This window comes from Arthrobacter sp. ISL-85 (assembly GCF_018613675.1).
In the GTDB taxonomy this organism is placed as follows: domain Bacteria; phylum Actinomycetota; class Actinomycetes; order Actinomycetales; family Micrococcaceae; genus Arthrobacter.
Map to the genome: position 1 here is coordinate 235303 of NZ_JAGGPQ010000011.1, position 23742 is coordinate 259044.

Below are 23742 nucleotides of genomic sequence, written 5' to 3' on the forward strand. Positions count from 1 at the left end.
TGCAGACAGTCTACTGCCGTACGGAAAGGCTCCTCATCCGGTTCCTGCCCGCCGTCCTCAGGCAGGGCCGTTGGCATCCCCGGGACGGGATCCGGCGGCCGCTTCTTCGGCGGCGGCCCGTGCGGTGTCGACCAGGACGCGCCATGGGCCGGTGAGGGCATGTTCGGGCAGGGCAGCCCTGCGCTGCCCTGCCGTGATGGAGTAGATGAAGCGGTCCGGCTGGGGCGCCTCGAAGGCCGCGGCGGCTGCCCGTGGAGTACTGGGAACCGCATCCCACGGGCAGGCCTCCACAAGGGGCTGCCACTGGCTGAGGTCGTTGTCCGTCTGGGCGTCCACCGTCCACACGCGCGTGATTGCCGCGATCCCGCCGGTGCGCTCCACCTTGATCTTCATGGCCTGGCCCCTGGGCTTCCATACGGCCCGGAGCCAGCGAGTGGGCCGCCGGGGCAGTGGTTAAACCTTGACCTTTACAGTTTCCCACGCCGCCCCTACGGCGTCATGCTCGGGGGATTCCTGCCCGAAAAGAGCGCCGGCAGCGCGCACGGTGGCACGGGCGAAGACGCTGAACGTGGCTGAGGCCGGCAGGGAACCGTTGGTCAGGGTCTCGTACCAAATCCGGCCCGGCGCATCCCACGCATAGCCGCCCAAGGCCTCCGCCACCAGGTAGAAGGCGCGGTTGGGGATACCGGAGTTGATGTGGACGCCGCCATTGTCTGCGCTGGTCCGGACATAGGAGTCCATGGAGTCAGGCTGCGGATCCTTGCCCAGGACATCGTCGTCGTACGCAGTCCCGGGGGCTTTCATGGACCGCAGGGCCCGCCCCTGGACCTTGGGCGTAAAGAGGCCTTCCCCGATCAGCCAGCTGGCCTGCGCTGCGGACTGGTTCTTGACGTACTGCTCAACAAGCGAGCCGAAGACGTCGGACATGGATTCGTTCAGGGCGCCGGCCTGGTTCCGGTAAGCAAGCCCGGCCGAGTACTGGGTGACCCCGTGTGCCAGTTCATGTCCAATGACGCTCACCGACTTTGTGAACCTTTCGAAGACCTCGCCGTCGCCGTCACCGAAGACCATCTGGCTGCCGTTCCAGAAAGCGTTGTCGTACAGCTTGCCGAAATGCACCGTGGCATCAAGCTTCAGCCCGCGTCCGTCCACCGAATCCCGCCCGAAGGCCTCGGCATAGAGCCGGTGCGTAGCCCCCAGCCCGTCGTAGGCTTCATCGGCGGCGGCATCGCCGGTGGCGGTTCCGCCTTCTTTGCGGACGAGATTGCCCGGCAGGGTTTCGTCCCCGCCGGCATCATAGATGGCGCGCTTGACCGGCCCGGGTTTTACGTCCCGCAGGCCTGGCGGGAGGGCCGGAACTGCCTGGGAACGTGCAGCCTGGAACGATTCGACGTGGCCCAGTGCTTTCCGGGCGGCACCTGCCGCGGATGAGAACTCCGGCGAATCCTGCTGCGCCAGCCGCTGCAGCATGTACGGCGGAATGATTGAACAGAATGGAACGAGCATGGCGTACCCCCTCAACTAGGTGGATTCAGCCTACGAGGGGCCACTGACAATGACCGGGATGCCGCGGCCACGAATTCCGGAGCCTCCCGGACGGCTGCAGCGGGCTGAGCTGGGTACGGTAGGCGCATGGCTGAAACCGAAAAGCGAACCAAGTCCAGTTCCACCCTGCTGACGGTCATCATCGCCTTCGTTGCGAATGTGCTCGTGGCGGCGGCGAAGTCGGTTGCCGCCGTCCTTTCAGGCTCAGCCTCGATGGCCGCGGAGGCAGCGCACTCCTGGGCAGACACCGGGAACCAGGTGTTCCTGTTCTTCGCGGAGCGGCGGTCTGCCCGGCCCCGGGACGAGAGCCATCCCATGGGATATGGCCGGGAGGCCTACGTCTGGTCGATGTTCGCCGCATTCGGCCTCTTTACTGCCGGGGCAGTGGTGTCCATCATGCACGGCATCCAGGAGATCATCGCTCCTGAGCCGGCGGCGGACTTCATGGTGGCCTACGTGGTGCTGGCCGTGGCTTTCGTCCTCGAAGGAATCTCGTTTATCCAGGCCTTCCGCCAGACCCGGAAGGCAGCGCACGAAATGGAACGGCACACCCTCGAACAGGTCCTCATCAGCTCAGATCCCACCCTGCGCGCAGTCTTCGCGGAGGACGCCGCGGCCCTGATCGGCCTCGTCATGGCGTTCGTGGGCGTGTTCCTGCACCAGGTCACCGGATCACCGCTGCCGGACGCGATCGGTTCGATCGCCGTCGGAGTGTTGCTCGCCGTCGTCGCCGTCATCCTGATCGACCGCAACCGGCGTTTCCTGGTGGGCCAGGGCGTAACTCCGGACATCGAGCGGTCCATGGCCCGGCGGGTACTGGAGCACCGCGATATAGCCCGGCTCACCTACCTGCACCTGGAATTCGTCGGCCCGCGCAAGCTGTACCTCGTGGCGGCAGTGGACCTCGAGGGGGACCACCCGGAGCATGAGGTGGCGGTGGTCCTGCGCCGGATCGAGCGCGAGCTGGAGGATCACGAAACGGTTGAGGAAGCGGTGCTGACCCTGGCGACCCTTGACGAGGCAGCCCTGCACTTCTAACCGGCACAACCTGCCGGAACACCAGCTACGGCGGGCAAGCGGTGAAACGAAGAAACCCCCGCAGCTTCCTCTGAAGCGGCGGGGGTTTACTTGTGCCCTCGATAGGATTCGAACCTACGACCTTCTGCTCCGGAGGCAGACGCTCTATCCCCTGAGCTACGAGGGCAATCAGGGTATCCGGCCGTTCCCGGCGGGACGTCCTAGAGCTTAGCAGGAAGGTGGCCCGCAAGGGAAAACCACCACCGGGACCAGCCCTGGACAGTGCGGAAGCAGCCTCAGTAGCCCGAGAAAGGGTCCGCGCGGACCCGGCGCGCCCGCACGCCTGGCTGCGCTCCGGAGGGATGCAACGCTTGCGGGGGAACCGGAGACGTAGACCTCCCGCCCGGCAATATCCGCGACCAGCGCCGCAAGCGCCTTTCCGTCCAGGCGGCCCTCCCCACCAGGGCCTCCGGCAGACGCGGAGGCCAGGCCGGCGGGCGGCTCGGAGCCATCCGCCAGCCGCACCAGGACATGGACGCCTGAATTCCGGAGTTCTTCCACGTAGGCCACCTCATCAGCGCTCCTTACCAGCAGCAGGAGCGGCCGGGAACATTCTCTCCAGGCCACCTGCCGGGCGCGGCTGCCGGATTCTTTGCTGTCACTGGCCCCCGGTAGGCTAGAGGGGTGACTCCCGAAGAACTTTCCCTCGCCATATCCGCCTGCCTCAAGGACGCCGTCGCCGCCGGCGATATTGCCCTTGCGGAGTCAGCCATTCCGGCTGAGGTGCGTGTGGAGCGGCCCAAGAACCGGGACCACGGCGACTGGGCCACCAACATCGCCCTCCAGCTCGCCAAGCACGCCGGCACCAATCCGCGGGAATTCGCCGCCGTCCTCAGCAGCCGGCTCAAGTCCATCGACGGCGTCTCCGCCGTGGATATCGCCGGCCCGGGGTTCCTGAACATCACCGTGGATGCCGCAGCCGCCGGTGCCCTGGCCAAGGTCATCGTAGAGGCCGGCAAGGACTACGGCACCAACACCGCGCTCGCCGGGCGCACCGTCAATATGGAGTTCGTGTCCGCAAATCCCACCGGGCCGCTGCACATCGGGCACACCCGTTGGGCTGCCCTGGGCGACTCGATCGCGCGCGTGCTGCGCGCTTCGGGCGCGGATGTCACGGCCGAGTACTACATCAACGACGCCGGCTCGCAGATGAACACCTTCGCCAATTCCGTCTACTCCCGCCTGCACGGCCTTCCCGTGCCGGACGGCGGCTACCCCGGGCAGTACATCGCCGACCTTGGCCACGAGGTCCTCACCGCGCATCCGGACATCCGCGAGCTCACCGAAGTGGCCGCCCTGCCCGTCATCCGGGCCGCCGCCTATGAGGCCCAGATGAAGGACATCAAAGCCACCCTGGCGGGCTTTGGCGTCGAGTTCGACGTCTTCTTCTCCGAACAGGAACTTCACGACGCCGGTGCGATCGAAAGTGCCGTGGCGCGCCTTCGCGAGCAGGGCCACGTGTTCGACGACGGCGGTGCGGTCTGGCTGCGGACCACGGACTTTGGCGACGACAAGGACCGCGTGATGATCCGCGCCAATGGTGAGCCCACCTACTTCGCTGCGGACGCTGCCTACTACCTGTCCAAGAAGGACCGTGGCTTCACCGAAAAGATTTACCTCCTGGGCGCTGACCACCACGGCTACATTAACCGGCTCAAGGCCATCGCCGCCGCCGCGGGCGACGACCCCGAGGTCAACATCGAGGTGCTCATCGGCCAGCTGGTGTCCGTCAACGGGGCCAAGCTGTCCAAGCGCGCAGGCAATATCATCGAGCTCAAGGACCTGATCGAATGGCTGGGCAAGGACGCGGTCCGCTACTCCCTGGCCCGGTTCCCTGCAGATTCGCCGCTGACCCTCGATCCCGAACTGCTGAAGAAGCACAGCAACGAGAACCCGGTGTTCTACGTCCAGTACGCCCACGCCCGCTCCCGCGGCGCTGCGCGCAATGCCGTGGCCGCCGGCGTCGAACGCCAGCTGGACGGCCAGGACAGCTTCGACGCATCCCTCCTGGATCACCCCACGGAAAACGAGCTGCTGTCCTACCTGGGCAGCTACCCGTCGATTGTGGCCAAAGCCGCGGAACTGCGCGAACCGCACCGCGTGGCACGCCACCTCGAGTCCATCGCGGGGGCCTACCACCGCTGGTACGACGCCTGCCGCATCGCCCCCATGGGGAAGGAACCCGTCACGGACCTCAACCGCACCCGGCTTTGGCTCAACGACGCCACCAGCCAGGTACTGGCCAACGGCCTTGACCTGCTGGGCGTTTCCGCGCCGGAACGGATGTAAGCACGATGACAGTATCCCCAAGCACCGCCGCGTCCCCGCTTGCCCCGGAATGGCTGCAGGTCCCAGCCGACCTGAACGCGCTGCAGGAGCCCATGTGGGCAGGCAGCGCGGTCCGGAGCGGCTCCGGCGCCCTCACTGTTGGCGGGGTGGACGTGCAGGAGCTCAAGGAACAGTTCGGCACGCCCCTGTTCGTCATGGATGAGGCGGATTTCAGGTCCCGCGCCCGCGCTTTCAAGGACTCGTTTGACGCCGCCTTCGCCGACATCTGCGGCGGCGTTGACGTCTATTACGCCGGAAAATCCTTCCTCTGCACCGCAGTGGTGAAGTGGGTGGAGGAGGAAGGGCTGCGCCTGGACACCGCATCCGGCGGAGAGCTGGCAGTGGCCGCCCGAGCCGGGATGCCGGGGGAGCGGGTTGCGCTGCATGGCAACAACAAGTCCGACGCCGAACTGAACCGGGCACTGGACATGGGGCTGGGCCGCGTCGTGGTGGACAGCCTGGATGAACTCGCGCGCGTCGGGGCAATCGCGCAGGCCCGCGGGGAGCAGGCGAAGGTGATGCTGCGGCTTACCCCCGGAGTGCATGCCCACACGCACGAATTCATTGCCACCGCCCATGAGGACCAGAAGTTCGGCCTCTCCATGGCGGCCGACACCACCGATGAAGCCGGTGTCTCCGCCGCCGAGGAAGCTGTGGCTGTGGCGGCAGCCAACCCAGGCATCGAACTGCTGGGCCTGCACTGCCACATCGGCTCGCAGATCTTCGAGCCCGACGGGTTTGAGCTGGCCGCGGAGAAGCTGCTGCGCTTCCTGGCCGCCATGCAGGAAAAATACTCCATCACCATGCCGGAACTTGACCTTGGCGGCGGCTACGGAATTGCCTACACGCCGGTGGACACCCCGCGCCCCGCAACGGAGATCGCAAACGCGATGGCCGCCGTCGTGCGTTCCACCTGCGCCGAGCTGGGCATCGACTCGCCGCGCATCTCCATCGAGCCCGGACGCGCCATCGTGGGCAGCACCACCTTCACCTTGTACGAGGTGGGCACGCTCAAGACCGTCCGCGTGGACGCACCCGGCGCTTCCGGCGACGGTGACGCGGGCAACAACGTTACGTATCCCCGCCGCTATGTTTCGGTGGACGGCGGCATGAGCGACAACGCCCGCCCGGTGCTCTACGACGCGGATTATTCGGCCGTCCTGGCCTCCCGCACCTCCACCGCGGCCCCGCAGCTGTCCCGCGTGGTGGGCAAACATTGCGAGAGCGGCGACATAGTTGTTAGAGATGTATATCTGCCCGAGGACGTGGCAGCCGGTGATCTGCTTGCTGTACCGGGAACCGGCGCCTACTGCTGGGCCCTCTCGAGCAACTACAACTATCTGGCCCGGCCGGGCGTTGTCGCGGTGCGCGACGGATCTGCCCGGCTGATTGTCCGCGGGGAAACCGAAGAAGACTTGCTGAACCGCGACATGGGAGCCTGAATGACGGAAATGCGAACGCTGAAAGTAGCCCTGCTGGGCTGTGGCAACGTTGGGGCCCAGGTTGCGCGGATCCTCATCGAGGACGCCGACGCCCTCGCTGCCCGCACCGGTGCCCGCCTGCAGCTCAGCGGCATCGCCGTGCGCAACGTCAACGCCCCCCGCGACGTGGACCTGCCACAGGAGCTCTTCACCACCGACGCCGAAACACTCGTCAAGGACGCTGACCTGGTCATCGAACTGATGGGCGGCATCGAGCCCGCGCGCACGCTGATCCTCTCCGCGCTGCGGAACGGTGCCTGCGTGGTCACCGGCAACAAGGCACTCCTGGCGCAGGACGGCCCCACGCTCTACGAAGAGGCGGACAAGGCGGGCGTCCAGCTGTCCTACGAGGCCGCCGTCGCCGGCGCCATCCCCATCCTCCGGCCTATCCGCGACAGCCTCTCGGGCGACCGGATCACCAGGGTGCTGGGTATCGTCAACGGCACCACAAACTTCATCCTTGACCAGATGGACAGCACCGGCGCCCAGTTCGCGGACGCCCTCGCTGAGGCCCAGCGCCTTGGGTACGCGGAAGCGGACCCCACTGCCGACGTCGAAGGGCACGACGCCGCCGCCAAGGCCGCCATCCTCGCGTCGCTGTCCTTCCACACCCGTTTCGCGCTGGAGGATGTCCACTGCGAAGGAATCTCCTCCGTCAGTGCTTCGGATATCTCCGCCGCGAAAGACGCCGGCTTCGTCATCAAGCTGCTGGCCATCGCGGAGAAACTGACCGACGCCAACGGCACCGAAGGCGTGTCCGTCCGGGTGCATCCCACCCTCCTGCCCCGGGAACATCCGCTGGCAGCTGTCCGCGGTGCCTTCAACGCGGTGTTCATCGAGGCCGAAAACGCCGGTGAGCTGATGTTCTACGGCCAGGGTGCCGGCGGTACCCCCACAGCATCTGCCGTTCTGGGCGACCTCGTGTCAGCCGCCCGCCGACTGGTCCTGGGTGGTCCCGGACGCACCGAAACCACCACAGGCCACGTTCCCGCGCTGCCAATCGACGCCGCCACCACCAGCTACTACATCGGCCTGGACGTTGCCGACCAGCCGGGCGTATTGGCAAAGATCGCCCAGCTCTTCGCCGGGCACGGTGTCTCCATCGAAATCATGCGGCAGACCATCCACCGGGATTCGGCTTCCAATGTGGAGTCGGCCGAACTGCGGATCGTTACCCACCGCGCGTCAGAGGCTGCCCTTGCAGCCACCGTCGAGGCCGTGAAGGGCCTGGACGTCATCAATTCAGTGACATCCGTTTTGCGGGTAGAAGGAGTCTAAGTGGCTCACCAATGGCGCGGTGTCATCCGCGAATACGCTGACCGCCTGCCCGTGACGGAGTCCACCAGGGTCATCACCCTGGGGGAGGGCGGCACCCCGCTGGTGCGCGCGCAAAAGCTTTCCGAACTCACCGGTTCCGAGGTCTACCTGAAGGTGGAGGGGATGAACCCCACCGGCTCCTTCAAGGACCGGGGCATGACCATGGCAATGACGGCTGCAGTTGCTTCCGGTGCCAAGGCCGTCGTTTGCGCTTCCACCGGCAACACGTCCGCATCCGCCGCTGCCTACGCCACGGCCGCCGGTCTCAAGTGCGCCGTCCTGGTGCCTGAAGGCAAGATCTCCATGGGCAAGCTCAGCCAGGCAATCGCCCACGGCGCCACCTTGCTCCAGGTGGACGGCAACTTCGACAACTGCCTGGACATCGCCCGCAAGCTCGGGGAGTCCTACCCCGTCTTCCTGGTGAACTCAGTGAACCCCGCCCGCATCCAGGGCCAGAAGACCGGTGCCTTCGAAGTGGTCGATTCCCTCGGCGACGCACCTGACATCCACGTGCTGCCCGTGGGCAATGCCGGCAACATCACGGCCTACTGGAAGGGCTACAAGGAGTACTCCGCGCCCTTCGAATCGGATACGGCGGGGACGCTTCCCGCAGTATCCACCAGGACACCCGCGATGTGGGGTTTCCAGGCTGCCGGTGCTGCCCCCTTCGTGGCCGGCCACCCCATCACCGAGCCGGACACCATCGCTACCGCCATCCGCATCGGAAACCCCGCTTCCTGGGATGGCGCCGTGGGCGCCCGTGACGAATCCGGTGGGCTCATCGAGGCCGTCACCGATGAGGAAATCCTGAACGCCCACCGCTGGCTGTCAGCCAGGGAAGGCGTCTTCGTGGAGCCCGGTTCCGCCGCTGGCGTGGCGGGCCTGCTCAAAAAGCACGCCGCCGGCGAGGTCCCCAGCGGGAAGACCATCGTCATCACGGTGACCGGCCACGGACTCAAGGACCCCCAGTGGGCCCTCCGCACCGAGGACGGCAGCGATGTCCAGCCGGTGAAGGTCCCCAACGATGTCGTCACCGTCGCCGCTGAGCTGGGACTGGAAGACAAATAGCCTTGGACACCACCTCGCAGGCCGCCGTCGGACTGCACGTGATCGAGCCGGGCCAGCGCGTCACCGTCCGCGTGCCCGCCACCACGGCCAACCTTGGTCCCGGTTACGACAGCCTGGGGCTCGCACTTGCCCTGCACGACACCGTCACCGTGGAAAGCCTTGACTCGGACGAGCTCGTGTTCGAGCTCCGGGGAGAGGGCGCTGACACGCTGCCGCGGGACGCCAGCCACCTGGTGGTCCGCGCGATGGACCTCGCTTTCGAACGGCTGGGCTACCGGCACGGCGGCCTGAAGGTGGTTGCCGAAAACGTCAACCCGCATGGCCGGGGGCTGGGCTCCTCCGCATCTGCCGTGGTAGCCGCCGTTTCAGCTGCCAACGCCATGGTGCCGGCCGAAAGCCAGCGCGGAAAGGATTGGATCCTCCAGGTCACCAGCGAGCTCGAAGGCCACCCGGACAACGTCGCACCCGCCATTTTCGGCGGACTGGCGCTCTCATGGCAGGACAGTGAGCAGTACAGCAGCACCAGCGCCACCGTTGCCGGTTCCATCATCCCCATCGTGGCTGTACCCGACTTCGAACTCTCCACCGAAGCAGCCCGGGCCCTGCTGCCCGCGTCGGTGGCACACCATGCGGCTGCCATGAACTCCGGCCGGGCCGCCCTGCTGATCCACGCGCTGACGCAGAAGCCTGAATACCTGTTGCCGGGCACCGAGGATTACCTGCACCAGAGCTACCGGGCCGAGGCCATGCGGCCCAGCGCGGCGCTGATCGGCGCACTCCGCAAGGCGGGATACGCGGCCGTGGTTTCCGGGGCCGGACCGACCGTTTTAGTGTTGGCCAACGGTGAAGCCCAGGCGGCTAACGCCCTGGCCTTTATCGAAGCCTTTACCGCGGAGAACACACCGGACATCGGCTGGCGCGTCCTGAAGCTCGCAGTGGACGTTGAAGGTGCTAAGGTTGAACTGCACCGGCGGTAATTCCGCCTTTCTGATCTGCTCCTGCATTCAGTTGCTGTTTGATCTACCACTGTGAATGTATTCCGGTGCCGCCTGCTTGGTCTGTCGCAGGAATCTGCAGCATCCAACTGCCCCTGAACCGTCAGCCCGGCGTTGTGCCTTGGGCGCAGCGCAAGGTGAATCAGTATCCGGCCCTGCTGGCCGAAATCCAACCGGCAAGGCCGAAAATCCCGGCTGTAGATCTGAACTGCAGCCCAGATCAAATCATCGCGTCCAGCTCCCAGTCTGGACGCCGTCGAGGGGGAAGGATCCTTCGTGACCGAAACCACTGAGCTGTCGCCAGCTGTGGAACACACAACTTCTGCTGCCGAATCAACGGCCGCACCCGCCAAGAGCAGCGGCCTCGCCGGCCTGAAGCTCGCCCAGCTGCAGGCCCTCGCCAGCCAGCTCGGTATCTCCGGTGGCTCCCGCATGCGCAAGGGGGACCTGGTCTCGGCCATCTCCGCCCACCGCGCAGGGACCCTTACCGTGAAGACCCCCGCGAAGGCAGCGGAAAAGGCTCCGGAAAGCACCGTGGCTCCCGCCGCAGCCGCTCCGGAGGCCGCTGCCGCGGAAGCTCCTGCCGCTGAAGGCACCCGTACCCGCGGACGCGGACGCAGCCGCCGCGCAGTCAGTGACGGCGTGGTTGCCCCCGCAACCGAAGCTCCGGTGGTGGAAGCCGCTGCCGCACCTGCCACTGCAACCGTTGAGGCGCCGTCGGCCGCCCCCGTGGAAACCACTGAGGCCACGGAAGGCACTCCCGAGCGCCGCCAGCCGCGCACCCGCAACCGCCGCCGCAGCGATGCGGCCGCCTCCGTCCAGGAAGCCCCGGTGGAAACCCCGGCGGAGCAGCCGGCAGCGGAACAGCGTGCAGCCGAGCAGCGTTCGGGCGAGCAGCGTACCGAAGCCCCCGCCGAAGCGGGCGACTCCGGCCAGCGCGCCGACCGCCGTGAAACCGGCCGCACCCGCGGCCGCGACAACACCACCCGCGACTCCGATGGCGGCCGCGATAACACCGGCAGTCGCGAGGCAGGCCAGCGCGACGGCGCCCGGGACACCCGCGACAACGACGACTCCGACGGTGGAAGCCGCCGCAACCGCCGTAACCGCCGGGACCGGAATGACCGCAACGACCGCTCCGGCGGCCAGGACCGGGACAACAACTCCCGCAACGACCGCTTCCGTGACCGCAACGACCGCCGCCGCGGCCGTAACCAGGGTCCGGACGTGGACGACGTCGAGGTCACCGACGACGACGTCCTGCTGCCGGTCGCCGGCATCCTTGACGTCCTGGAGAACTACGCGTTCATCCGCACTTCCGGCTACCTGCCCGGTCCCAACGACGTGTACGTCTCCCTGGCCCAGGTAAAGAAGTACAACCTGCGCAAGGGTGACGCCGTTGTAGGCGCAATCCGTGCTCCGCGCGAAGGCGAAGACCGCAGCCAGCAGTCCGCCCGCCAGAAGTTCAACGCCCTGGTCCGCGTCACGTCGGTCAACGGCAAGACGCCGGAAGAGCTCAAGGACCGCGTGGAGTTCGCCAAGCTCGTGCCGCTCTACCCGTCCGAGCGCCTGCGCCTCGAGACCGATCCCAAAAAGATCGGCCCCCGCGTCATCGACCTCGTGGCCCCCATCGGCAAGGGCCAGCGCGGCCTGATCGTCTCCCCGCCCAAGGCCGGCAAGACGCTCATCCTGCAGTCCATCGCCAACGCAATCACCACCAACAACCCTGAGGTCCACCTCATGATGGTGCTGGTTGACGAACGCCCCGAAGAAGTCACGGACATGCAGCGCACCGTCAAGGGCGAGGTCATTGCCTCCACCTTCGACCGTCCCGCCGACGACCACACCACAGTGGCCGAACTCTCCATCGAACGCGCCAAGCGCCTCGTGGAAATGGGCATGGACGTGGTGGTCCTCCTGGACTCCATGACCCGCCTGGGCCGTGCCTACAACCTGGCGGCACCGGCCTCCGGCCGTATCCTCTCCGGTGGTGTGGACTCCGCAGCCCTCTACCCGCCCAAGCGCTTCTTCGGCGCCGCCCGCAACATCGAAAACGGCGGCTCGCTCACCATCCTGGCCACCGCTCTCGTCGAGACCGGCTCCAAGATGGACGAGGTCATCTTTGAAGAGTTCAAGGGCACCGGCAATATGGAGCTCCGCTTGTCCCGCCAGCTGGCAGACAAGCGCATCTTCCCGGCAGTGGATGTCAACGCATCCGGTACCCGCCGCGAGGAGAACCTGCTCTCGCCCGAAGAAGTCAAGATCATGTGGAAGCTGCGCCGCGTCCTGTCCGGACTCGAGACCCAGCAGAGCCTTGAACTGCTCACCAACAAGATCCGGGAAACCGGGAGCAACGTCGAGTTCCTCATGCAGGTACAGAAGACGACGCTTGGTGCGAAGTCGGATAACGACAAATAAGGCTCAGGGGCGCGGCTGATTTGCTGCCCCGGTGCTGACGCCGCACGGATTTTTCCGCCCCCGCCCCTACGCTGGGAGGCTTTCGATCTTCGATCGTCAGCCTCCCAGCTCCGGCAGGCCCGATGCCACTCCCGGGGCGGAAAAATCCGTGCGGCTTCGTCGTTAAGTCACCAGCCGCTGTCCCGGTTTTGTTTGTTACTAGACTTGTACAAGTCGAAAGAGGTTTATAGATGTTTGAGTCCGTACAGGGCCTGCTTGATGAGCATGACTCCATCCAGGCGCAGCTCGGGGATCCTGCTGTTTATGCTGACCAGCGGCTTGCCCGGAAGCTGGGGCGGCGGTCGGCTCAGCTCAATGGCATTGTTGACGCCTACCACAAGTGGGAAAGCATCCGCGACGATCTCGCTGCCGCCAGGGAAATGGCTGACGAGGATCCCGAGTTCGCCGCTGAGGTGCCTGAACTGGAGGCTGCGCTGGAAACGGCTGCCGCCCGGCTCCGGCGCCTGCTGATTCCCCGCGATCCGGATGATGCACGCAATGTGATCCTTGAGGTCAAGGGCGGCGAAGGCGGCGACGAGGCTGCCCTGTTCGCCGGCGACCTCCTGCGCATGTACACCCGGTACGCTGAGTCCCGCGGCTGGAAGACCGAAATCATCTCCGCCACCGAATCCGACCTTGGCGGCTACAAGGATGTCCAGGTGGCCGTCAAGGGCAACTCGAACGACCCCGCCGAAGGTGTCTACGCCCGGCTCAAGTTCGAAGGCGGCGTGCACCGCGTCCAGCGGGTGCCCGTGACCGAGTCCCAGGGCCGCATCCACACGTCCGCTGCCGGCGTGCTGGTCCTGCCCGAAGTTGACGAGCCTGAAGAGCTCGAAATCAACCAGAACGACCTCAAGATCGATGTGTACCGGTCATCGGGTCCGGGCGGACAGTCGGTCAACACCACGGACTCCGCCGTGCGCATCACCCACCTTCCCACGGGCATCGTGGTGGCCATGCAGAACGAAAAGTCCCAGCTGCAGAACCGCGAAGCCGGCATGCGCGTCCTCCGGGCACGCATCCTGGCGCACCAGCAGGAGCAGATCGACGCCGAGAACTCGGCCCAGCGGAAGTCGCAGATCCGCACCATGGACCGCTCCGAGCGCATCCGCACCTACAACTACCCGGAAAACCGGATTGCGGACCACCGCACCGGCTACAAGGCCTATAACCTGGACCAGGTCATGAACGGTGACCTGGAACCGGTCATCCAGTCCGCCATCGAGATGGATGAGCAGGCGCGGCTGGACGCCATCGGGGACTGACCGGAAGCAACCATGACCGAGCCCACCCACGCGGCGCCTGCACGGACCTTGGCCGCAGCGGTCCGTGAGGCCGCCGCACTCCTGGCTGAGGCAGGAGTCCCCAGCCCCCGGACCGACGCGGAGCTCCTGGCGGACCATCTCCTGAACGTCGGGCTGGGACGCCTGCGCTCCATGATGCTCGGAGACGCCCCCGCGCCGCACGGATATGCCGAGCTCGTAGCCGAACGTGCGCGCCGCATCCCGCTCCAGCACATCACGGGAGTGGCGCATTTCCGCTACCTCGAACTGGCCGTGGGGCCGGGAGTGTTCATACCGCGTCCGGAGACCGAATCGGTGGTCCAGTTGGCTATCGACCACGTCCGCGGCATGGTCAATCCCCGCATTGTGGACCTTGGCACAGGATCCGGCGCCATCGCCGGATCCCTCGCCTCAGAGGTTCCCGGAGCCGAGGTGCACGCCGTCGAATACAGCCCGTTCGCACACGCGTGGGCAGCGAAAAACCTGGCGCCACTGGGCGTCAACCTTGTCCTCGGGGACCTGCGCGACGCCTTTCCGGAACTCAACGGAAGCGTCGACGTCGTGGTTTCCAACCCGCCGTACATCCCGGCCGAAGCCATCCCCAACGAACCCGAGGTAGCCCTGCACGATCCGCCCGAGGCCTTGTACGGCGGCGGAGCGGATGGCATGGAACTTCCGACGGCGGCGGCGGACTCCGCTGCGCGCCTGCTGCGGCCAGGGGGCTACTTCGTCATGGAACACGCCGAAGTCCAGGCCGGCGGGATTGCCGCCATGCTTGCCAGGAGCGGAACCTGGACAGCGATCACCACGCACCTGGACCTTAACGGCAAGGAGCGCGCCACCAGCGCCGTGCTCGCGGACCAGACCCCACGGAAATGAAAGAATGGGCCAGTGACCACAACTTATGACTGCACCACCGATGACGAGCGGGCCAGGGGCCTCGAGGACGCCCAGCGTGCCATCAGCGAAAAGAAGTGCGTCGTGCTCCCCACGGACACGGTTTACGGGATCGGCGCAGATGCGTTCTCGCCGCAGGCCGTCACCATGCTGCTGGTTTCCAAGGGGCGCAGCCGCACCATGCCGCCGCCCGTCCTGATCCCCCGCATCAACGCACTCGATGGCTTGGCCACTGACGTTTCAACGGACGCCCGAAAGCTGGCCGAGGCCTTCTGGCCCGGCGGCCTGACCCTGATCCTGCACGCACAGCCGTCCCTTGACTGGGACCTGGGCGAAACCAAGGGGACCGTGGCGCTCCGGATGCCGGCCGACGAAGTGGCGCTCGAACTGCTGACCTTGACCGGCCCCTTGGCCGTGTCCTCCGCCAACCGCACCGGCCACGCTCCTGCGCAGACTGCCGCTGCCGCCCGGGAGCAGCTGGCAGATTCCGTGGAGGTATACCTGGAAGGCGGCCAGCGTCCCGTTGAGGGCGAGGCCGGAGTGCCGTCCACCATCGTGGACGCCACGGGTCCCGTTCTCCGGGTGGTCCGCAACGGAGCAGTGAGCCTGGACCAGCTCCGCGAGCACGTCCCGGGTGTCCTGGGGCTGGGGGAGATCCCCATGGCTGAGGAGGAAGCCGGCCCAGGGGAGGTGGCAGGCCCTGGGGAGGTATCCGGCGGGGAGTCCGGAGAAGGGGGCGCAGAGGACGACGCCGGGCCCGCACCTGCCGCGTCCGGCTCATCCGCCGTGCCGGCTCCAGCAGCGGAATCCACCACACCGGCCGGGAGCCAGCAGCCTTGATGGCGCTGGACCGCCAGCCGATTCCTGTCCTGGACGTCCACGCCACGCCGTTGCGGGTCCCCGAGCTGGTGGCGGAACTGAGCAGCTTCCTGGCGGAAGGATCAACCCGTACCGTCCTGGGCCACAACCTGCACAGCGTCACCCTTGCGCTGTCCGACGCCGGATTCCGGCGCCTTTACGAGGACAGCGACGTTGTGCTCCTGGACGGGGCACCCGTCCTGTGGCTGTGGGGGAGGACCGGCAACGCCGAAGGCCCCGTCATGGATTACCGGCTCGGTTCCACGGACTGGCTGCCGGCACTTGGCCAGGTGCGCGGCCTGGAACGGATCGCCGTCATCGGTGCCGGCACGGAAGCGAACGCCGGGGCAGTCAGCAGGCTCAAGGACATCGTGCCGGGCGCCCGCGTGTCAGGCTTTCCCGGCGAAGGGTGGGGTCCTGCCCTGGAAGAAGCAGCCGTTGCCTGGTTGCACCGTGAACAGCCGCAGCTGGTCCTGCTTGGCCTGGGCATGCCGCTTCAGGAAGAAGTATTGCAGCGCCGGCTGGCTGACATGCCGCCGGCCGTGTACTGCGCCGTGGGGGGCGCCATCGAACAGTTGGCGGGGGTCCAGAAGCTCGCTCCCCGCTGGCTTGGCAGGATGGGCCTGGAGTGGGCCTGGCGCCTGCTGCTGCATCCCCGCCGCGTTGCCTACCGTGTCCTGGGGGAGCCCTGGGTCCTGCTGTGGCTCCTGGCCGCCCGAAGACTAAAAAGGGCGGGGCTGGCCAAATAAACGGGGCCCGAAAGCAGCGGGGGAGTGGAAGACAGCGGCGGGTTGCCTAGAACTTCTGGTCTTCCAGTGGGGCAAAGCCCTTACCCCGCAGGCCGGCGGTGAACGTACGCGCCCAGCCCAAAAAGCCCGGAACGTCCCTGCGCTGCAGGAAGTAGCCCAGGTAGCCGCCCACGTCGGCTACGAACGAGCGCACGCGGAAGTACCGGCGGATGAGATAGCCACGGTTCCGGTAGTAGTAGTAGCGCTTGAAGGCGGAGTCCGGAACGATAACGTGCCAGCGGGCGCCGTAGACGTGCTGCGTTTCCCCGAAGGCGTGCGGGTGCGTGATGGCGGTGGTGGTGACCGTGCCAAAGCGGATCCCGGCCTTGCGGAGGCGGATGGTGAAATCAACCTCATCCCCGCGGATAAACAGGCGCATGTCCGGCAGGCCTACCTTGAAGAACACGTCGGAGCGGATCAACGCACCGTTGAAGAAATGGCCATCGTCCGGCAGGAAGCCAAGTTTCTCCACTTCGGCCCTGTCATGCGTGACCTTGCCATCCAGGCGGAAGAAAAAGGACAGCCGGTCGGGGTGGCCGGGCGCCGTGACCAAGGGGACCACTGCCTCAAGGTCGCGTGCCTCCGCCTCACGAAGCAGCGTGGCGAGGCATTCCGGATCAGCGGGCTCGGCGTCGTCGTCCATCATCCAGATCCAGCGTGCACCGCTGGCCACCGCCTTGAGGGCGGCCAGCGCGAACCCGCCGGCGCCGCCGAGGTTCGCTTCGGAGCGGACATAGTCCACGTTGGGGTGCGCCGCCGCCACGTCCTCGGCCGGAGTGGTGCCGCTGTCCACCAGGCAAATCGTGTCCACCTGCCGGCTCTGCGCGTTGATCGAATCCAGCAGGACCGACAGTTCCTTGGGCCGGTCGAAAGTCACGGCGGCAACCGCAATGCGGGGGGTCATGGAGGTCCTTTCAGCATGGCCGCCAGGGAGTTCCCCACCTGTTGTGCGCCCGTGTGGCGCAGAGCCATGGTGCCGGTGGCACTAGTATCTTTGACTAGAGTCCACTGTAATACAGCCCTGTAAGGCGCTGCGCGTAAGACTGTGCGCACTGCCTGCTGCGCGCTCGGCGACGGAGAAGTTTCATTTATCGAAGAACAGATTCCCGGCCCGTGAGCCCACCCGCCCCGAACCGGCTGCCGCAGCAGCTGAACATCTTCGGCACCATCACGCCAGTTGCGGTTCCCGTCCCATGATCATGTACCTGCTCATGGGGCTCACCGCCGCCATCGTCTCCTACGCGGCCACGTGGGGGGCCCGCGTTGTGGGGCACCGGCTTGAGCTGCACCTGCCCATCCGCAGCCGCGACATGCATTCCACGCCGGTGTCCAGGCTGGGCGGGTTGGCGATTTTCCTCGGCGTCATGGTGGCGCTGGTCGTTGCCAGCCAGTCCTTCTTCGTCAAGGACATCTACCGCAACAACTTCTCACCGTGGGGTGTCCTGGCTGGCGCCGCCGTGATCGTCCTGGTGGGCGTGGCTGACGATTTGCTGGACATCCGGTGGTGGGTGAAGCTGATCGGCCAGAGCGCCGCCGGACTGACAGTAGCCACCTGGGGTGTCCAAATGACCATCGTCCCCTGGGTGCCGGAACCCATTTACCTCCATGACGGAACGCTGCGGATAGTGCTGACGGCCGGACTGATCGTCACCACCATGAACGCCTTCAATTTCATTGACGGACTCGACGGCCTCGCTGCAGGAGTGGCCATTATCGGCGGCACGGCATTCTTCTTCACCGCCTACTGGGTGCACCGGAACGCAGTGCTGCTGGACTATTCGGACCTGGCTACGCTGATTACCGCTGTATTGGTGGGGGGATGCCTGGGCTTCCTGCCGCACAATTTCTTTCCGTCGAAGATCTTCATGGGCGACTCAGGCGCCATGCTGATTGGACTCCTCATGGCCTCGGCCGGCGTCGTGTCCACGGGGCAGATCACCTCGGGCCTCTACGACCGCGCCAACGGTATCTCCACCGTCATTCCCATCCTGCTTCCCTTCGCCGTCCTCTTCCTTCCGCTGCTGGACCTGGGGCTGGCCGTAGTCCGCCGGACAGCGCGCGGGCGTTCGCCCTGGTCAGCGGACCGCGGACACCTCCACCACAAGCTGCTGGACATCGGCTATTCGCACCGTACCGCCGTGATCCTGATGTATCTGTGGACCGCCGTGCTCTCCTTCGGCGGACTGGCGTTCGCCGTCCTCCCCTGGCACATCGTGCTCGCCGTGGACGTCTTCGCCACACTGGTCATGGGACTGGTCACTGCCTGGCCGTACCTGTCCCGCGGAGCTGGGGAAACCGCGGCGTGACGGCGGTTCGGAATTATTTCTATCTCATGTAGAATTTAGGGGCAGCCCAAGCTGCCACTCCACCCCCTGCCTCCTGGTGATCCGCCATGTGGTGCCGACGATTGGATCGCATGACCTCCAACGCCGAATCCGGACCTGCGTCCGGCAATGGACCCGTTGGTACGTCCGGTCCCACCCGTTCGCTCTGGCTGAACCTGCTCAAGCGCAGTTCAATTGCCGCCGCTTCCGGACTTGTGCTGTGCGCCATCCCTGCCGGTCTCCTGAACGGGACAACCGGGGCGGTGTCCAGTTTCCTTGGCGGCCTGCTGGTGATGCTCTTCTTCGGCATCAGCCTGCTGGTGGGGCACTTTGTGGGACGCCGCAACCCCTCGGGCGCGATAGGGATGTTCGTCGCCACCTACTTCATCAAGGTAGTTGGCTTTGCCGTCGTCCTGTTCGTCATCGGTGCTCCGGAGTGGCTCCATGGCCGCTGGTTCGTCATCGGCGCAGTCGTGGCGGTCGTCCTTTGGCAGGCCGCGGAGATCCATGGCTTCAGCAGGGCCCGGCTCCAGATCTACAACGATCCAGAAGACAGGGAAGCATCCGATGCGTGATCCGAAAAAAACTACAGGCGGCGCACATGGCAAGCACGGCTCAAGCGGGTCCACGCCGGCTGCATCCGACCAGTCCACCGATGGCGGCTACAACGCTGGAATGGCTGTATTCAGCTACATCATTGGCGGAATCGTCGTCTGGAGTTTGATAGGGTGGGGACTGGATTATCTGTGGGGAACGCGCTGGATTGTGCTCGCAGGCGCTCTGCTTGGAGCCGTCGGAGGTTTCTACCTTTCCCACATGCACGGCTTCACCAGTTCCCGAAAAATTGCTGGTGGGCGCCATGCTCCCAGCGCACCGTCCCAGGACGGAACAGATAATGCCAAATAATTTCACAGGGGGAACAGCAGGCTGTCAGGCTGCCGGACCCCGCCCAACGCCCAATGATGGACACTGCAGAGAGGAAACGCGTTGATCGCGCTTGCGCTCCCGGCCCAAGATTCAGGAGAGTTTACTCCTCCTGGTATTAACGAAATGCATTTGCCGGCAATTCTGCCGTGGGGTGCCGCAGAAGGATTCTCCAAGCAGATGCTGCTGGTCCTCCTCTCTGTCGTCTTTATCGCCGTCTTCTTCGTGCTCGCCGCACGCAAGCAGCAGCTGGTACCCGGCAAGCTCCAGTTCGCCGGCGAAGCCGCATACGGCTTTGTCCGCAACGGAATTGCCAAGGACATCATCGGCGGCAGGGACTTCATCAAGTACGTCCCCCTGTTGTTCAGCCTGTTCTTCTTCATCCTGGTCAACAACATCTACGGCGCCATTCCGGTGTTCCAGCTCCCCACGTTCTCGCACGTGGGTGGAGCGTACGTGCTGGCCGGCCTGGTCTACGTCACGTGGATCGCGATCGGCCTGAAGAAGAACGGCCTGCGCTACTTCAAGCTGGCCACCGTCCCGTCGGGCGTGCCGTGGTACATCCTGCCGATCGTTATTCCGATCGAAATCATCTCCAACTTCGTTGTCCGGCCCGTCACGCACAGCCTCCGTCTGTTCGCGACCATGCTCGCCGGCCACCTGATCGTGATGATCGCCGGTTCCGGCATCGAGTACCTCATCATGCAGGAGAACGTCCTGCTGAAGGGAACCTCGGTCCTGGTCCTTGCCGGCGCGATCGCCATGTACATGCTTGAAGCCCTGATCATGGTCCTGCAGGCCTACGTCTTTACGCTGCTGACCGCGATCTACATCGAAGGCGCACTGCACGCCGACAGCCACTAGGCACGCCGCCCGGGGCGGGACGCTCCTACGGCACACCACAGTCTTCCCCTTGCGGGGATGAAGCAACCCAAACAACCTGCCGCAGAAGTGGCATCTTGAAAGGAAAAAAAATGGAAGGCTCCATCAACGGCTCCCTCAACCTCATCGGCTATGGCCTCTCGGCTATCGGCGGTGGTATCGGTGTGGGTCTCGTGTTCGCTGCCTACATCAACGGCGTTGCACGTCAGCCGGAAGCCCAGCGCGTCCTGCAGCCGATCGCATTCCTTGGCCTGGCCCTGACCGAAGCACTCGCCATCCTGGGCCTGGTCTTCGCTTTCGTTCTCAAGTAAACCTTCAGAACTTCAGCGAACATTCAGAACCGAGTAGATAAGGACGGGTGAAATATGCATCAGCTGATCATCTCAGCCGCCGCTGAAGGCGACGTCAACCCCCTTGTTCCCAATGGCTGGGAAATGCTGGTTGTCTTTGTGGGCTTTGCCATCCTCTTCTTCATCGCGGTCAAGTACGTTGTCCCGATGTTCGAGAAGACCTTCGCAGAGCGTGCCGAGGCCATCGAAGGCGGTATCGCCAAGGCTGAAAAGGCCCAGGCTGAGGCGTCTGCTGCACTCGAAGAGTACAAGCAGCAGCTGACCGACGCCCGCACCGAAGCCAACCGCATCCGTGAGGAAGCCCGCGCCGAAGGTGCCCAGATCCTCGCGGATCTCAAGGAGAAGGCGGCAGCTGAGTCTGCCCGCATCACCGCACAGGCCCACGCGCAGATCGAATCCGAGCGCCAGGCGGCCGTTGTGTCCCTGCGCTCTGAGGTTGGCACCCTGGCCACCACCCTTGCCGGCCGCATCGTGGGCGAGTCCCTCGACGACGACGCACGTGCAGCACGGGTAGTGGACCGCTTCCTGGCAGATCTGGAGTCCCAGAACGCAGGTGCAGCTAAGTAATGGCAGGCGTATCGAGCGGATCGCTGGCAACAGCCCTTGCCGCCTTGGAAGCGAAGCTTCCCACGGCGTCGCTGCAGCTGGCAAAGGAACTCTTCGGAATTCTGGGAATGGTGGACAGCTCGGCTGGCTTGCGCCGGGCCCTGACTGACCCCTCCCGCAGCGGTGACGAAAAGTCGGCGCTGGTACGGCAGCTGGTTGGCGGAAAAGTCTCCGCTGATGCTGCTGAGATCGCGGGCGGGCTGGCCAGCTCACGCTGGGCATCGGCGCGTGACATCGGCGATGCACTCGAGACTCTTGCCGCAACGGTGGTCATTTCCGTTGCTGAAAACAAGTCGGCCGTTTCTGCCTCCGGAATCACTGGCCTGGAGGAGCTGGAAAATGACCTGTTTTCCTTCAACCAGGCTGTTGCCTCCAACCACGAGGTACAACGTGCTCTGTCCGAACCGCAGGCAAGCGCCGCTGCGAAGGCTGCCCTTGCCGGCAAGCTGGTGCCGGGCGTCAGTGAGGAAGCCAGAGTCCTCATTACGCAGGCAGTCAGCCAGCCACGCGGAATCAAGCCCACCCGGCTTGTGGAGCGGTTCGCCGAACTGGCGGCCAAGCGGCAGCAGCGCTGGATTGCAACGGTCAGCGTAACCCGCCCCTTGTCACAGACGCAGCAGTCACGCCTCCAGGCGGGCCTGAATGCCCTGTACGGGCGGGAACTCAAGGTCAACGTCAACGTTGACCCGTCGCTCATTGGCGGAATCCGCGTCCAGGTGGGAGACGAAGTGCTCGACGCTTCCGTCCTTTCCCGGCTGGGCGAACTGCAACGCCAGCTGGCCGGCTAGCCGGACAAGCACAACCAAACTGATAGAAACCCCGGTCACCGTTTGCGGTGATCACAAACAGGAGAGCAGGGACTGCAGATGGCCGAATTGACCATCAACGCCGACGACGTCCGTAATGCGTTGAACGAGTTCGCGGCGTCCTACGAACCCGGAAACGCAGAGCGCGTAGAGGTTGGCCGTGTAACGACCGCAGGTGACGGCATCGCCCGTGTTGAGGGCCTTCCCTCGGTCATGGCGAACGAGCTTCTTCGCTTCGAAGACGGCACGCTGGGCCTGGCCCAGAACCTTGACGTCCGCGAGATCGGTGTCATTATCCTCGGTGACTTCCAGGGCATCGAAGAAGGCCAGGAAGTGCACCGCACCGGGCAGGTTTTGTCCGTTCCGGTTGGCGACGCCTTCCTCGGCCGCGTGGTTGACCCCTTGGGCCAGCCCATGGACGACCTGGGCGAGATCAAGGCTGAGACCACCCGTGCCCTGGAACTCCAGGCGCCCGGCGTGACCCAGCGCAAGTCGGTCCACGAGCCGATGCAGACCGGCCTGAAGGCCATCGACGCGATGATCCCGATTGGCCGCGGCCAGCGCCAGCTGATCATCGGCGACCGCCAGACCGGCAAGTCCGCCATCGCGATCGACACCATCATCAACCAGAAGGCCAACTGGGCTTCGGGCGATGTCACCAAGCAGGTCCGCTGCATCTACGTCGCCATTGGCCAGAAGGCGTCCACCATCGCCGCCATCCGCCAGACCCTTGAGGACAACGGCGCGCTCGAGTACACCACCATCGTGGCCTCTCCCGCGTCCGACCCCGCAGGCTTCAAGTACCTGGCACCGTACGCAGGCTCGGCCATTGGCCAGCACTGGATGTACGGCGGCAAGCACGTCCTGATCGTGTTCGATGACCTGTCCAAGCAGGCCGAGGCATACCGCGCCGTGTCGCTGCTGCTCCGCCGCCCGCCGGGACGCGAAGCCTACCCGGGCGACGTCTTCTACCTGCACTCCCGCCTGCTGGAGCGTTGCGCCAAGCTCTCCGACGAGCTCGGTGCCGGTTCCATGACGGGCCTGCCGCTGATCGAGACCAAGGCGAACGACGTGTCCGCCTACATCCCGACCAACGTCATTTCCATCACTGACGGCCAGATCTTCCTGCAGTCGGACCTCTTCAACGCCAACCAGCGCCCCGCTGTTGACGTGGGTGTCTCGGTATCCCGCGTTGGCGGTGCAGCCCAGGTGAAGTCCATGAAGAAGGTCTCCGGTACCTTGAAGCTGGACCTTGCCCAGTACCGCGACATGCAGGCGTTCGCGATGTTCGCATCCGACCTGGACGCAGCGTCCCGCCAGCAGCTGACCCGTGGCGCCCGCCTGATGGAACTGCTCAAGCAGGGCCAGTACTCGCCGTTCCCGGTCGAGGACCAGGTTGTGTCCATCTGGGCCGGCACCAACGGCTACCTGGATGACGTTCCCGTCGAGGACATCAGCCGCTTTGAAGCCGAGTTCCTGGAGCACCTCCGCCACAAGTCCTCGATCCTGACCACGCTGGCCCAGACCAACGTGCTGGACGATGACACCGTTGCCGCCTTGAAGTCCTCGATTGTGGACTTCAAGAAGGGCTTCTTCGGCGAGGGTGACAACCACCTGGTAGGCGCCGGCCACGAGGAGCATGACGCTATCTCCGAGGGCGAAGTCGACCAGGAAAAGATCGTCAAGCAGAAGCGCTAGTTCCGATCCGCCGGGTGTGCCGGACCCCAGGGTCCGGCACACCCGGCTACGGAATGTT

General features: G+C 65.4%; 22 protein-coding genes and 1 tRNA gene. 19 read left to right on the top strand and 4 right to left on the bottom strand.

The features are described from left to right. Positions 1-57 precede the first annotated feature (57 nt). Both J7I84_RS09235 and J7I84_RS09240 read right to left on the bottom strand, forming a co-directional pair. A complete protein-coding gene (locus J7I84_RS09235; protein ID WP_214943747.1) occupies positions 58-393 on the bottom strand; it encodes a protealysin inhibitor emfourin in 336 nt (111 codons plus the stop codon). Between the two features lie 60 nt (positions 394-453). Further along, positions 454-1506: a M4 family metallopeptidase gene (locus tag J7I84_RS09240; protein WP_214943750.1), complete on the bottom strand. Its 1053-nt coding sequence runs from the start codon at positions 1504-1506 to the stop codon at positions 454-456. A gap of 126 nt (positions 1507-1632) precedes the next feature. Here J7I84_RS09240 and J7I84_RS09245 point away from each other — a divergent pair, with 126 nt between their 5' ends. Then, on the top strand, positions 1633-2583 hold the full coding sequence (locus J7I84_RS09245) for a cation diffusion facilitator family transporter (protein ID WP_214943753.1): 951 nt from the start codon (positions 1633-1635) through the stop codon (positions 2581-2583). 93 nt (positions 2584-2676) lie between these two features. Here the strand turns inward: J7I84_RS09245 and J7I84_RS09250 are convergent. Then, positions 2677-2749, bottom strand: a tRNA-Arg gene (locus J7I84_RS09250). A 497-nt stretch (positions 2750-3246) separates the two neighbouring features. Between J7I84_RS09250 and argS the strand changes: the two genes are divergently transcribed. The 10 genes from argS to J7I84_RS09300 all read left to right on the top strand — a co-directional run bounded on the left by argS (position 3247) and on the right by J7I84_RS09300 (position 16055). Further along, complete coding sequence (gene argS / locus J7I84_RS09255) at positions 3247-4911, top strand: arginine--tRNA ligase (protein ID WP_214943755.1); 1665 nt, start codon at positions 3247-3249, stop codon at positions 4909-4911. 5 nt (positions 4912-4916) lie between these two features. Then, complete coding sequence (gene lysA / locus J7I84_RS09260) at positions 4917-6392, top strand: diaminopimelate decarboxylase (protein ID WP_214943758.1); 1476 nt, start codon at positions 4917-4919, stop codon at positions 6390-6392. Continuing rightward, positions 6393-7709, top strand: a complete 1317-nt coding sequence (locus tag J7I84_RS09265) for a homoserine dehydrogenase (RefSeq protein WP_214943761.1) — start codon at positions 6393-6395, stop codon at positions 7707-7709. Beyond that, positions 7710-8816 (top strand): threonine synthase, encoded by a 1107-nt coding sequence (gene thrC / locus J7I84_RS09270; RefSeq protein ID WP_214943764.1) that lies wholly within the window; start codon positions 7710-7712, stop codon positions 8814-8816. It abuts the gene before it with no gap. A gap of 2 nt (positions 8817-8818) precedes the next feature. Continuing rightward, positions 8819-9793 carry a homoserine kinase gene (thrB, locus tag J7I84_RS09275; RefSeq protein ID WP_214943767.1) on the top strand — a complete coding sequence of 325 codons (975 nt, stop codon included), beginning with the start codon at positions 8819-8821 and terminating at the stop codon, positions 9791-9793. Positions 9794-10087: 294 nt separating this feature from the next. Next, positions 10088-12229 (top strand): transcription termination factor Rho, encoded by a 2142-nt coding sequence (gene rho, locus J7I84_RS09280; RefSeq protein WP_214943770.1) that lies wholly within the window; start codon positions 10088-10090, stop codon positions 12227-12229. 230 nt (positions 12230-12459) lie between these two features. Further along, positions 12460-13533, top strand: a complete 1074-nt coding sequence (gene prfA, locus J7I84_RS09285) for a peptide chain release factor 1 (RefSeq protein WP_214943773.1) — start codon at positions 12460-12462, stop codon at positions 13531-13533. Positions 13534-13545: 12 nt separating this feature from the next. Further along, positions 13546-14430 (top strand): peptide chain release factor N(5)-glutamine methyltransferase, encoded by an 885-nt coding sequence (gene prmC / locus J7I84_RS09290; protein ID WP_214943776.1) that lies wholly within the window; start codon positions 13546-13548, stop codon positions 14428-14430. Between the two features lie 12 nt (positions 14431-14442). Further along, a complete protein-coding gene (locus J7I84_RS09295) occupies positions 14443-15288 on the top strand; it encodes an L-threonylcarbamoyladenylate synthase (protein ID WP_214943779.1) in 846 nt (281 codons plus the stop codon). Beyond that, positions 15288-16055, top strand: coding sequence for a WecB/TagA/CpsF family glycosyltransferase (locus tag J7I84_RS09300; RefSeq protein ID WP_214943782.1), 768 nt, complete (start codon positions 15288-15290; stop codon positions 16053-16055). The genes J7I84_RS09295 and J7I84_RS09300 overlap by 1 nt, the downstream gene beginning before the upstream one ends. Positions 16056-16101: 46 nt before the next feature. On the opposite strand, the gene J7I84_RS09305 is transcribed toward J7I84_RS09300, so the two are convergent. Continuing rightward, a complete protein-coding gene (locus J7I84_RS09305) occupies positions 16102-16998 on the bottom strand; it encodes a glycosyltransferase (protein ID WP_214943784.1) in 897 nt (298 codons plus the stop codon). A 289-nt stretch (positions 16999-17287) separates the two neighbouring features. Between J7I84_RS09305 and J7I84_RS09310 the strand changes: the two genes are divergently transcribed. From J7I84_RS09310 to atpA, 8 genes are all read left to right on the top strand, one after another. Next, positions 17288-18400, top strand: a complete 1113-nt coding sequence (locus tag J7I84_RS09310) for an MraY family glycosyltransferase (RefSeq protein ID WP_214943786.1) — start codon at positions 17288-17290, stop codon at positions 18398-18400. A gap of 110 nt (positions 18401-18510) precedes the next feature. After that, complete coding sequence (locus J7I84_RS09315; protein WP_214943788.1) at positions 18511-18993, top strand: hypothetical protein; 483 nt, start codon at positions 18511-18513, stop codon at positions 18991-18993. Next, positions 18986-19324, top strand: a complete 339-nt coding sequence (locus J7I84_RS09320) for a hypothetical protein (RefSeq protein WP_214943790.1) — start codon at positions 18986-18988, stop codon at positions 19322-19324. The genes J7I84_RS09315 and J7I84_RS09320 overlap by 8 nt, the downstream gene beginning before the upstream one ends. A gap of 81 nt (positions 19325-19405) precedes the next feature. After that, entirely contained in the window at positions 19406-20206 is an 801-nt protein-coding gene (gene atpB / locus J7I84_RS09325) for a F0F1 ATP synthase subunit A (RefSeq protein WP_214943792.1), read from the top strand. A 110-nt stretch (positions 20207-20316) separates the two neighbouring features. Further along, positions 20317-20535: an ATP synthase F0 subunit C gene (gene atpE, locus J7I84_RS09330; protein WP_003804776.1), complete on the top strand. Its 219-nt coding sequence runs from the start codon at positions 20317-20319 to the stop codon at positions 20533-20535. Positions 20536-20589: 54 nt separating this feature from the next. Continuing rightward, positions 20590-21141: a F0F1 ATP synthase subunit B gene (locus J7I84_RS09335; RefSeq protein ID WP_214943794.1), complete on the top strand. Its 552-nt coding sequence runs from the start codon at positions 20590-20592 to the stop codon at positions 21139-21141. Further along, positions 21141-21968, top strand: a complete 828-nt coding sequence (locus tag J7I84_RS09340) for a F0F1 ATP synthase subunit delta (RefSeq protein WP_214943796.1) — start codon at positions 21141-21143, stop codon at positions 21966-21968. Before J7I84_RS09335 ends, J7I84_RS09340 begins: the two co-directional genes overlap by 1 nt. A 78-nt stretch (positions 21969-22046) precedes the next feature. Beyond that, positions 22047-23684, top strand: coding sequence for a F0F1 ATP synthase subunit alpha (atpA, locus tag J7I84_RS09345; protein ID WP_141160059.1), 1638 nt, complete (start codon positions 22047-22049; stop codon positions 23682-23684). The last annotated feature ends 58 nt before the right edge of the window (positions 23685-23742 follow it).